Raw genomic sequence first — 11387 nt, 5'->3', positions numbered from 1 at the left:
GCGTCGAGTCCGGCGAAGGCCGAGCCGTTGTTGTTGGCGGCGGAGGTGTAGGCGTACAGGATCTCGGAGAAGCCGTGCGCCCCGCTGTTGGTCATGGAGTCGCCCGGGGTGGGCAGGGCCACCGCCGCGGCGGTGAGGGTGAGGACCAGCGCGGGGGTGATCAGGATGTAGCAGGCGGCGAACTTGATCTCGCGGGTGCCGATCTTCCGCCCCAGGTACTCGGGGGTGCGGCCGACCATCAGGCCGGCGATGAACACCGCGATGACCGCCATGACCAGCATGCCGTAGAGGCCGGAGCCGACGCCGCCGGGCGCGATCTCGCCCAGCATCATGCCGAGCATGGTGATGCCGCCGCCGAGACCGGTGAACGAGGAGTGGAAGGAGTTCACCGCGCCCGTGGAGGTCAGGGTGGTCGCCACCGCGAAGATCGACGAGGCGCCGATCCCGAAGCGGACCTCCTTGCCCTCCGTCGATCCGCCCGCGAGTTCCGGTGCCGGACCGTGGTGGGCGAACTCGGCCCACATCATCAGGGCGGTGAAGCCGAGCCAGATGACGACCATGGCCGCGAGGACGGCGTGACCCTGCTTCACCGAGCCGACCATGACACCGAAGGTGCGGGTGAGCGAGAAGGGGATCAACAGGATCAGAAAGATCTCGAAGAGGTTGGTGAACGGTGTCGGGTTCTCCAACGGGTGGGCGGAATTGGCGTTGAAGTAACCGCCACCGTTGGTGCCCAGCTGCTTGATGGCCTCCTGCGAGGCGACCGCACCGCCGTTCCACTCCTGCGAGCCGCCCATGAACTGGCCGACCTCGTGGATGCCGGAGAAGTTCTGGATCACCCCGCAGGCGGCCAGCACGATCGCGGCGACGAACGCCAGCGGCAGCAGGATGCGGGTGACCCCGCGCACCAGGTCGGTCCAGAAGTTGCCCAGTTCACCGGTGCGGACGGGTGTCCCCCCGCTAGGGCGCTTCTGGCGGATCTCCGCGGGAGAAGGAGCGGCGTTCGGTGCGTGCTCTGGGGGTGCCCCCTCTGGGGGAGTGCGGCGCGGAGGGCCAGGCGTCGCGACGCCGCGGAGATCCGTCAGAAGCACCTGGGAGCGCGGCCGGGCGCGGGAGACCGCGAAGCCGCGCACCAGGGCCACGGCGACGGCCATACCGACGGCCGCGGAGACGAAGTTCTGCACGGCCAGCCCGGCGGTCTGCACGACGTGGCCCATGGCCTGCTCACCGTAGTACGACTGCCAGTTGGTGTTGGTCACGAAGGACACGGCGGTGTTGAACGCCTGGTCCGGGTCGAGGGAGGCGAAGGCCGGCGAACCGGGCAGTACGCCCTGCAGCCGCTGGAGCAGGTAGAGGAGGAAGACACCGGCGAGGGAGAAGGCGAGGACCCCACGCAGGTACGCGGGCCAGCGCATCCGCGTGTCAGGGTCGGCACCGATGCCCTTGTAGATCCACTTCTCCACACGCCAGTGCGTGGGCGAGGAGTAGACCCTGGCCATGTAGGTGCCGAGGGGCAGGTGGGCGAGCGCCAGCGCGGCTGTCAGCGCGAGCAACTGGAGCACGCCGGCGAGGACGGAGCTCATGTGGTGCTCAGAACCTCTCCGGGAAGATCAGGGCGAGGACGAGGCACCCCAGCAGGGCGACGGCCACGACCAGGCCGACGACGTACTCGGCGGTCACAGCTTCGTCACCCCCTTGGCGACGAGGGCCACCAGCGCGAAGACCGCGAGCGTGGTGACGACATGGGCCAGATCGGCCATCTTCACTCCGAGGCAGATGCGGGGATCCCGTGAACAGTCGGATCCGGACGCCTAGAGGAAACAGCGACGCCCGGCGGATTTCGAGGGGCGTTGACGGGTCCCATATGGACGACCCCACACCCTTGACGGGTCCCGTACGGCCACCCCCGGTCCCTTGACGCATCCCTTACAGATCACCCCTGACCTGCGGGTACCGTGCGAGGCCCCCGCATGCGCCGCGCACACGCATCCGCACCCCGGCACACTCACGTCCGAGATGCCGGCCAACAGCCGGGTGCTCGGCCGCGTGCCCCTTTCGCAGAGCGACGTGGACACCACTCCGCTCAGCACGTCGGAGGTCGCGAGCAGGACGCCCCGCGTACCGCAGCACCATCCTCCTGGACCGGACGATGGCCATCGAGCCCCAGGTCGTCTCTGACGCCCTAGTAACCGAGCGCCGCGTTCCAGTCGTCGCGGCCCCGGCGGGTGAGGTCGAGGATGTGCCAGACCGGGGTGAGCAGGTCGATGCCGCGCTGACCGATGTCCTCGGACATCCTCGGGTGCGCCGAGTAGAAGTGGCGCACCGAACCGTCGCCGTCCCGGGTGAACACCGACACGGTCGAGTCCTGCTCTCCCTCGGCGTCCTCACTGCCCAGGTCGTACTTGAAGGTGCTCGTCCCTGCGCTGAGCAGGCGCAGGTTCCTCCACCCCCGGTCACGGGCGTGCGCGCGCAGGGCGGGCGGGTCGGCAGCGGCGACGATCACGAGGTCCGCGTTCTGGGCGACATGGCGGGCGACGCCGTCCAACCCGTCGATCCACATCGTGCACATGGGGCAGGGCTGCGTCTGCCGCTTGCCGTACATGAGGTGGTAGACCACCAGATCGCGGTCGGGCCCGGTGAACAGTTCGCCGAGCCGGACGGTGCGTACGGGGGTGTCGCCGGCTTCCAGGTCCGCGGGGCCCTCCTCGAACTCGTAGTCGTCGACGACGGGGCCCAGCGGCAGCCGGCGACGCAGCTCGGCGACCCGTTCACGATGACGCATCAGCTCGATCTCCGCCTCGCGCAGTTCCTCGCGGGCCTTGGCGTAGTCGGCCGGTTCCCCGGTGAGATTGGTCTGGCGCATCGCTGCCTCCTACGACGACGACTACGACTACGACGACAGGTATGCGGTGATGGCTGCCGCGTTGCCGTCATTGTCCGCTCGTACGCGCGGGCCCGCCAGGGAGCCGGGCCCTCCAAGTGGTGTGATTCTGCGCGGAATTGTTGGTTGCACGAGTGTGGCGTTGTGCGGAACGGCTCACTACAGTCCCCTGACTGACACCTACTGAAACGATTCAGGCCAGTCGGTCGAGAGGACGAAGGATGAGACGAAGTACGACCATGACGGCGCGCGTCGCCGCGATGGTCTCGCTGCTGGCGGCGTCCCTGCTGGGCGCGGGTTCCGCCACCGCGTCGGCGCACGGCGGCACCGCGCGCGCCGTGCAGCTCGAGCACCTCGACCGGGGGCTGGTGGCCGTGCGCAGCGAGGAGGGGGTCTTCCTCAGCTGGCGCCTGCTCGCGACGGAGGCCACCGGCGCGACGAAGACCGGCCTGAAGGGCGCGGACTTCCGCGTCTACCGCAACGGCCGGCCCCTGGCGACCGTGCGCGACAGCACGAACTTCGTCGACACCTCCCCGGTGGCGGGCGCGAAGTACCAGGTGGCCGCGGTCACGCAGGGCCGCGAGCGGGACCGGAGCCCCGCCGTCTCCCCCACGGAGGGGAACTACTACGAACTGCCCCTGCGCAAGCCCGCGGACGGCGTCACCCCGGCCGGGCAGGCCTACACCTACCGCGCCAACGACATGAGCGTCGGCGACGTGGACGGGGACGGCGCGTACGAGTACGTCGTGAAGTGGGACCCGTCGAACTCCAAGGACGTCTCCCAGGTCGGCTACACGGGCAACACCTACATCGACACCTACGAGCTGGACGGCACCCTGCGCCACCGGATCGACCTGGGCGTCAACGTCCGCTCGGGCGCGCACTACACACAGTTCCTCGTGTACGACTTCGACGGCGACGGCCGCTCCGAGATGATGTTCAAGACGGCGCCCGGGACGAAGATCACCCGTTACGGCGCCGACGGCAGGCCGAAGTACACCCGCCACATCACCCTGCCCCGCGAGGACGTACGCGCCGGCTACTCGCACCGGGACGACTACCGGATGAGCGCGGAGGACTACCACGCCCACCTGGTGGAGGTGTTCCGCGGCTGGAGCAGCCACCCGCAGGTGCGCTCCGGGCAGTGGCCCGCCACGCTGGAGGAGGCCCTCGGCATCACGGACCGGGCCCCGTACCCGTACCCGCTCGGCCGCGCCCACGCGGAGGACCTGGCCGACCACTTCGTCGACGTGTACGCGCCCTCGCGCGCCGAGCGGAACAAGCTGCGCGAGTTCGAGGGCTTCGTCGTGGACGGGCCGGAGTACCTGACGGTCTTCGACGGGGCCACCGGCGCCGAACTGGAGACGACTCACTACCCGTTCCCGCGTGAGGACGACGGGCTGCTGTGGGGCGACTACGCCGGCTCCCGCATCGAACCCGGGAACCGCGTCGACCGCTTCCTCGCCGGTGTCGCCTACCTCGACGGCGTCCGGCCGTCGGCGGTGTTCGCCCGCGGCTACTACACGCGGTCCACACTGGCCGCCTACCGTTGGGACGGCCGCCACCTGCGGGTGGAGTGGGAGGCCGACAGCGGGTACGTCCCGATGGACAATCCGTTCCGCAACACCTCGCCGGAGCGGGACGGCACCAGCCGTACCCACGGCACCCTCGCCGGACAGGGCTTCCACTCGCTGAGCGCCGCGGACGTCGACGGTGACGGCAGGCAGGAGATCGTCTACGGTTCCGCCACGCTCGACGACGACGGCAGCCTGCTCCACAGCTCCGCGGCGACGATGCCCGAGGGCACCGCCACCGCCGGGAGGACCGTCCGCCTCGGGCACGGTGACGCGATGCACGTCGCCGACATCGATCCCGCCCGCCCCGGACTGGAGATCTTCGCGGTGCACGAGGGCGGTGGCTCGGTGCCGCTCGGGTACTCCCTGCGGGACGCGGCCACCGGGCGCGTGCTGTTCGGCGCGCACACCGGCGTGGACACCGGTCGCGGCATGATCGGGGACATCGACCCGGACCAGCCCGGCCTGGAGGTCTGGGCCGGCATGCCCGCGTCGGCCGGTGAGCGGGTGGGCCTGTTCACCGCCCGCGGGACCGCGCTGGGCAAGGAGACCCCCGGCACCAACCAGAGCATCCGGTGGGCCGCGGACCTGACGACGCAGATCGTCCACGGCGCCACGACCGAGACCTACGAGACGCCGACGGTCCGGGACTGGCGCCGCGGCACCCTGCTCACCGCCACCGACACGACCACCAACAACCACACCAAGGGCAATCCGTCGCTGGTCGCCGACGTCTTCGGGGACTGGCGGGAGGAACTGCTGCTGCCGACCCGGGACAGCCGGGCGCTGCGGATCCACGTCAGCACCGAGGTCACTCACCACAAGCTGTACACCCTGATGCACGACCCGCAGTACCGCGCCGAGATCGCCCGCCAGCAGACGGTCTACAACCAGCCCGCCTACCCGGGCTTCTACCTCGCGTCGGACACGGACTTCCGCACCGTTCCGCTGCCCCGCCTGCTCCGGCCTGGTCGGTCCTGAGCCGGTTCTGGTCCTGAGCCGAGGCCCGTCTTGAGTTCTCGTTCCGTAGTCATCGGATGACTGGAGGAAACGTCTCACCCGGCGCGGCACGCCGGAACTGTTCGAGACGGCGCTGCGGACGCTGGAGCTGCGCGGCGACGAGGGCACCGGCTGGTCCCTCGCCTGGATAATCAACTTCTGGGCGAGGGCCGAGGACGGGGCCCGCTCCTACGAGCTCCTCGGCGACCTGCTCACCCCGGAGCGCACCGCCCCTGGCCCTGCTCGAACGGAAGGGGCTGCTGAAGCCGGCCGGGCACGAGGAGCACATCACGATCATCTCCAACGACGGCATCCCGCAGGAGCTCGAGGCCATCCGCGCGGGACGGATCGACGCCACCGTCTCCCAGCCCGCCGACCTCCACGCCGAGTACGCGCTGTTCTACGCCCGGGCCGCGGCCGAGGGGAAGGCGTTCGAGCCGGGCCGACCACGGCTCCACCATCATCGATTCCACGCCGACGAGGTGCACCTGCTGCCCGCGCTGCCTCCTCAGCTCGCCGAGGGACGGATCACCGGTCTGCCGGCCCGCGGCGGCCTCTCCGTCGGCCTCGACCGGACCGGCGGCACGCTGCGCCGCGCCCAGATGAAAGTCCTGCGCATGGACGAGCGACCGGTGGAGAACGAGGTGCACGGCGCCACCGAGCTGCTCCTCGTGCTCGACGGCGAGCTCAAGCTGCTCGTGGACCGTACTGAGGTGACGGTGGGTCCCGGTGAGATGTAACGGGTGGCGGCGGGCACCCGGCACGCGGTCAGGCCCGGCAGCCGGGGCACGCTGGTGATCGTGGAAGTACCCGAGGAGCAGCGGGCTGTATCAGGCGATGACTTGGACGATGCGCAGGCTGTGACTGTCATGCTCGATCCTGACGACGAGGAGGCAGTGTGGGCAGTTTTTTGAAGGGCGTTCCCGGCACCCGCTGGGGAGAGTGGCCCGACGCGGCCGAGGCCTCGGCCGCGGGCATCCCACTCGAGCGCCCGCTCCCCCAACTCGCGTTCCGAGCCACGGGACGCGCCGGCGTGCCCACCGGAGTCCGTGGTGTGGCGGTCGGCCGACCGTCGACGTCAGTCGGCCGCCGGTCCGACGTGTCGGCTCCGGCCTCGTTCCGTACGAGACAGGGGCGCGCGGTCACCAGGGGGCGCGCCCGCACCGTCCGCCCGGCCGGTCCCACTGTCAGTGCCCTGTGTCATCATGCGGACGCGTCTCACAGGGGAGTGGGCCGCCGTCCATTGATTGCCAGGGGGTCGGGATGGGTGCGGGTACGGAGCCGGACGGTTCGTCGAGGTCCGATGAGGAGTGGGAGCGGTTCCTGCACGAGTCGGTGGCGGGTGTCGCCGACGCGCCCAGGGAACCGTCGGCGCGCGCCCGCGAGGTGGCGAAGCGGCTGCGCGCGGAGTCCGGTCGCGCCCCGGAGGGCTGGCGCAGCTACACACCCGCGCGGCCCAAGCGGCGCACGGGCTGGTACGTGGCCGGGCTGCTGGCCGTGCTGGTACTGCTGCTGGTGGCGCTCGCGCCGGGGCGGGCAGTGGACCTGTTCGCCGGCGACGGCTCCCCACTCCCGGCGGAGGCGGCCCGACGGCCCACCGCGGACGATCCGTTCCGCGGCTCACCGGCGGCGAGCTGGGCGGACGGAGCGGCGGGGATCACCGTGCCGAAGGCCGGCGCGGTCGGCTGGATGAGCGCGGCCGAGGTCGAGTAAGCCCTCGTCCGCAGCCGGGACTTCCTCGTCGCGTCCGGCCTGGACCGCGGAGTGCTGCGGGGCGAGCACCCCGAGGAGGCGATCGCACTGATCAGCCCGCACCAGAAGGACGTCCAAGAGCTTCTCAGAACCGCTTTCCGTGACCCACGCGAGGGGAACGACCCGCTCCTCCTCTTCAGCCGCTTCGAGCCCTCCCACGCCCGCCTGGTCGGCGACGTCGTGAAGACCCGGGGCGGGCTCACCTATCGGGAGGGCGAGCGCGGTGCGCTCCAGGTGACCGCCGACGTCACCTTCGTCTACCCGGTCACCCGCGCGGACGCGGGCGGCGATGACGAGATCGTACGTACGATCGTCCGGCGCGAGCTGGTCCTGAGCTGGGACGACCCCGACGAGGTGATCACCGAGCCGGGCACGTTCTCGATCGTCTCGTACAAATACCACATGACCAACGGCGGCTGCGGCGCCCCCACGGGCTACCTCACCCCGCCCTTCGACAACGGTGACGCGGCGGACGGGACCGGCACGGTGGTCGATCCGTACGACCGCAGCGCGCCGGTCGAGCGCGGCGAGTCCTCCGGGGACGGGTGCGAGAGGGCGACGCGGTCCTAGCGGAGCAGGGGGTGCCGCCACCAGATCCTTCGCCGCCGCCGAACAGCGCTCGGCACCGGCTTACCGCCGGCCGTCGTCCAGGCGCCGCGTCCCGATGGGCCCGGCCCCGATCGCGGGGGCGGGCCCATCGGGATGTGTTCATGGCGGAGTAACCGCCGTCGCCCCGTACGGCGTCGATGCCGCTGGTGGCGCAGGTGAAGGCGACCCGCGCCCGGTGCTGGGGCCAGGCGAGCAGGCCGGGCACCGTCAGCCGGGCCGGACGGGCCGCCGGTGGGGGCGAGTGCCGCCACCGGGCCGACGGCTGCGACGGACGACCGGCTCACGGGCTACCACCTCCTGGAGGACCGCACTAGGACCGGCATCCCGCACGAGCGCACCTGCCAGGCTTGCAGGCGGATAATGCGGCTCCTGCGATGCACCAGTGAGCTTTCCCCTCGTATCTGCGGAGGTATTGGCAGCAGTATCATCAGCGCGTGCACATCTACCGGATCGGGGACGCGGCTGCCTTGCCGGGTTCGCGAGCGTACGCAAGAAGCGGAGGGAGTAGACCGTGATGACCCGTTCCGCGTGCCGGACCCGCCGGACCCTGCGGGTGGCCGGCGCGGGAGTCGCCGCACTGCTGACCCTGAGCGCCTGCTCCTCCGACGACTCCTCGTCCGGCTCCGACGCCGCCTCCGGTCCGGCTTCCTCCGGCTCCACGTCCTCCTCCCCCGAACTGTCCGGCACGGTCACCGTGTTCGCCGCGGCCTCGCTGAAGGAGAGCTTCACGACGCTGGGCGAGGAGTTCGAGGAGCAGCACCCGGGCACGAAGGTGACCTTCAACTTCGGTGGCAGCGACTCCCTCGCCGCGGGCGTCACCGGCGGCGCCCCGGCCGACGTGTTCGCCGCCGCCAGCGCCAGGACGATGGAGGTCGTCACCGACGCGGACCACGTGGACGGCACGCCCGCCACCTTCGTCCGCAACCAGCTGGAGATCGCCACCCTGCCCGGCAATCCGGACGGGATCGCCTCACTGAAGGACCTCACCAAGTCCGGCCTGAAGGTCGTGCTGTGCGACGAGGAGGTGCCGTGCGGCGCCGCCGCGCAGAAGGCGCTGGAGGCCGGCGGCCTGGAGCTCACCCCGGTCTCCTACGAGCAGGACGTCAAGAGCGCCCTGACGAAGGTGGAGCTGAAGGAGGCCGACGCGGCCGTCGTCTACAGGACCGACGTGGTCGCGGCGGGTGGGAAGGTGGAGGGCGTGGAGTTCCCCGAGTCCGCCGACGCCGTCAACGACTACCCGATCGCCCTGCTCAAGGACGCGCCCAACGCCGAGGCGGCCGAGGCGTTCATCGAGCTGGTGCGGTCCGCCGAGGGCCAGCAGGTCCTCGACGAGGCCGGGTTCCTCAAGCCGTGACCCCTGTGCACGACGAGCCCGACGCCGTGGCCGGCTCCCGGAAGGGCGGCACCCGGAGGGGCAGCTCCCCGACGGGCGGGGCACGGCGCGAGCGGAAGCGGAAGAGTGCCGTCCGGGGCGTGCCGCTGCCGTTGCTCGTGCCCGCGCTGGTGGGGCTGGCGTTCCTGGTGCTGCCGCTCGTCGCCATGCTGGTCCGCACCCCCTGGAACAGCCTTCCGGACCTGCTGACCAGCGCCGAGGTGTGGCAGGCGCTCCAGCTGTCCCTGTTCTGCGCCACGGCCGCCACCGCCGTCAGCCTGGTGATCGGGGTGCCGCTGGCCTGGCTGCTGGCCCGGATCGAGTTCCCCGGCCGCGGTTTCGTCCGGGCCCTGGTCACCCTGCCCCTCGTCCTGCCGCCGGTGGTGGGCGGCGTGGCGCTGCTGATGGCGCTCGGGCGCAACGGCGTGGTCGGGCAGTGGCTGGACTCCTGGTTCGGGTTCACGCTGCCGTTCACCACGGCCGGGGTGGTCGTGGCCGAGGCGTTCGTCGCCCTGCCGTTCCTGGTGATCAGCGTCGAGGGCACCCTGCGGGCCGCCGACCCCCGGTACGAGGAGGCCGCCACCACCCTGGGCGCCTCCCGCTTCACCGCCTTCCGCCGGGTCACCCTGCCCCTGATCGCACCGGGCATCGCGGCCGGCGCCGTACTCGCCTGGGCGCGGGCGCTCGGCGAGTTCGGGGCGACGATCACCTTCGCGGGCAACTTCCCGGGCCGAACCCAGACCATGCCGCTCGCCGTCTACCTCGCCCTGCAGAGCGACCCCGAGGCGGCCATCGCCCTCAGCCTGGTGCTGCTGACCGTGTCCGTCGTGGTGCTGGCCGGGCTGCGCGACCGTTGGATGACCGCTTCATGACCCACTCCGAGAAGACAGGGGGAACCGCACCCGATCCCCTCGCCCCCTCCCCCATCGCCCCCTCCCCCGTCGCCCCCGACACCGCCGACGCGGGCCTCGACGCGCACCTCGTCGTCGACCGCGGCACCTTCCGCCTCGACGTGGCGCTGACGGCCGCGCCCGGTGACGTGGTCGCCCTGCTCGGCCCCAACGGCGCCGGCAAGACCACCGCCCTGCGCGCGCTCGCCGGCCTCGTCCCGCTCACCGACGGCCGGCTCCGGCTCGACGGCGCGGAGCTGGACCGTACGCCGCCCGAGTCCCGCCCGGTCGGCGTCGTCTTCCAGGACTACCTGCTCTTCCCGCACCTGACCGCCCTGGACAACGTGGCCTTCGGACCGCGCTGCCGGGGCGCCGGCAAGGCGGCGGCCCGGGCCCGGGCCGCCGGGTGGCTGGAGCGCATGGGCCTCGCCGACCACGCCGGCGCCAAGCCCCGCAGGCTCTCCGGCGGCCAGGCCCAGCGTGTCGCCCTGGCCCGGGCCCTGGCCACCCACCCCCGCCTGCTCCTCCTCGACGAGCCGCTGGCCGCCCTCGACGCCCGTACCCGCCTCGACGTGCGTGCCCAGCTCCGCCGTCACCTGGCCGAGTTCGAGGCCGTCGCCGTCCTCGTCACGCACGATCCCCTCGACGCCATGGTGCTGGCCGACCACCTCGTCGTGATCGAACACGGACGCGTCGTCCAGGAGGGCACCCCGGGCGACGTCGCCCGCCACCCGCGCACCGACTACATCGCCCACCTGGTCGGCCTCAACCTCTACCAGGGCCGGGCCGACGGCCACACGGTGCACGTCGACGGCTCCGGCACCGACGGCCCCGGGCCGGTGATCACGACCACGGAGGACCTCACGGGCCCGGTCTTCGTCGCCTTCCCGCCGGGCGCCGTGACCCTGCACCGCGAACGCCCCACCGCCTCCAGCGCCCGCAACCTGTGGCAGTGCGAGGTCACCGGCCTGGAGACCCACAACGACCAGATCCGCGCCGACCTCACCGGCCGGCTGCGCCTCACCGCCGACCTGACGACGGTGGCCGCCGCCGAACTCGACCTGCACCCGGGCGCCACGGTGTGGGCGACCGTCAAGGCGGCCCAGACACACGCCTACCCCGCCTGAGTGCTCGTTCCCGAGTGGAGTGCGGAGTGAGCAGTACGGAGCATGAAGCGCGGAGTGCGGTCGTACCCCGTGCTAACGTTGGGGGTTTGCGGCGTCGTTGTGTCAGTGCTTCGCCCGGTGTCCCTGACCGGTGGCCGCGTCCCTGCCGCGCCTTCCTCGGTACGGTCCCTTCGGAGGAAGGCT

General features: G+C 71.6%; 7 protein-coding genes and 5 pseudogenes. 8 read left to right on the top strand and 4 right to left on the bottom strand.

The features are described 5' to 3' along the window. The 4 genes and pseudogenes from kdpA to UW392_RS38740 form a co-directional block, all read right to left on the bottom strand. Positions 1-944, bottom strand: a pseudogene (gene kdpA / locus UW392_RS67120) (potassium-transporting ATPase subunit KdpA); the annotation flags it as partial. 168 nt (positions 945-1112) lie between these two features. Continuing rightward, positions 1113-1583: pseudogene (locus UW392_RS67115) on the bottom strand (potassium-transporting ATPase subunit KdpA); the annotation flags it as partial. Between the two features lie 7 nt (positions 1584-1590). Further along, positions 1591-1680, bottom strand: a complete 90-nt coding sequence (gene kdpF, locus UW392_RS38745) for a K(+)-transporting ATPase subunit F (protein WP_320779934.1) — start codon at positions 1678-1680, stop codon at positions 1591-1593. A gap of 502 nt (positions 1681-2182) precedes the next feature. After that, positions 2183-2863 carry a DUF899 family protein gene (locus UW392_RS38740; RefSeq protein ID WP_320779933.1) on the bottom strand — a complete coding sequence of 227 codons (681 nt, stop codon included), beginning with the start codon at positions 2861-2863 and terminating at the stop codon, positions 2183-2185. Positions 2864-3102: 239 nt separating this feature from the next. Here UW392_RS38740 and UW392_RS38735 point away from each other — a divergent pair, with 239 nt between their 5' ends. The 8 genes and pseudogenes from UW392_RS38735 to UW392_RS38700 all read left to right on the top strand — a co-directional run bounded on the left by UW392_RS38735 (position 3103) and on the right by UW392_RS38700 (position 11204). After that, entirely contained in the window at positions 3103-5436 is a 2334-nt protein-coding gene (locus tag UW392_RS38735) for a rhamnogalacturonan lyase (protein ID WP_320779932.1), read from the top strand. 97 nt (positions 5437-5533) lie between these two features. Next, positions 5534-5611: pseudogene (locus UW392_RS67110) on the top strand (hypothetical protein); the annotation flags it as partial. A gap of 70 nt (positions 5612-5681) precedes the next feature. Continuing rightward, positions 5682-5900, top strand: a pseudogene (locus tag UW392_RS38725) (sugar ABC transporter substrate-binding protein); the annotation flags it as partial. A 36-nt stretch (positions 5901-5936) separates the two neighbouring features. Then, entirely contained in the window at positions 5937-6194 is a 258-nt protein-coding gene (locus tag UW392_RS38720; protein WP_320779931.1) for a glycoside hydrolase family 95-like protein, read from the top strand. Between the two features lie 523 nt (positions 6195-6717). Next, a pseudogene (locus UW392_RS38715) lies at positions 6718-7776 on the top strand (hypothetical protein). 553 nt (positions 7777-8329) lie between these two features. Continuing rightward, positions 8330-9169 (top strand): molybdate ABC transporter substrate-binding protein, encoded by an 840-nt coding sequence (gene modA, locus UW392_RS38710; RefSeq protein WP_320779930.1) that lies wholly within the window; start codon positions 8330-8332, stop codon positions 9167-9169. Next, positions 9166-10059 (top strand): molybdate ABC transporter permease subunit, encoded by an 894-nt coding sequence (modB, locus tag UW392_RS38705; protein WP_320779929.1) that lies wholly within the window; start codon positions 9166-9168, stop codon positions 10057-10059. The genes modA and modB overlap by 4 nt, the downstream gene beginning before the upstream one ends. Then, the gene (locus UW392_RS38700) at positions 10056-11204 is read left to right on the top strand and encodes an ABC transporter ATP-binding protein (RefSeq protein WP_320779928.1); all 1149 of its coding nucleotides are present in this window, start codon (positions 10056-10058) and stop codon (positions 11202-11204) included. The genes modB and UW392_RS38700 overlap by 4 nt, the downstream gene beginning before the upstream one ends. Positions 11205-11387 lie beyond the last annotated feature (183 nt).

This window comes from Streptomyces sp. CRN 30, from assembly GCF_034105845.1.
The sequence above is the reverse complement of the archived record's forward strand: the minus strand, read 5'-3'. Positions and strand labels throughout refer to the sequence as shown.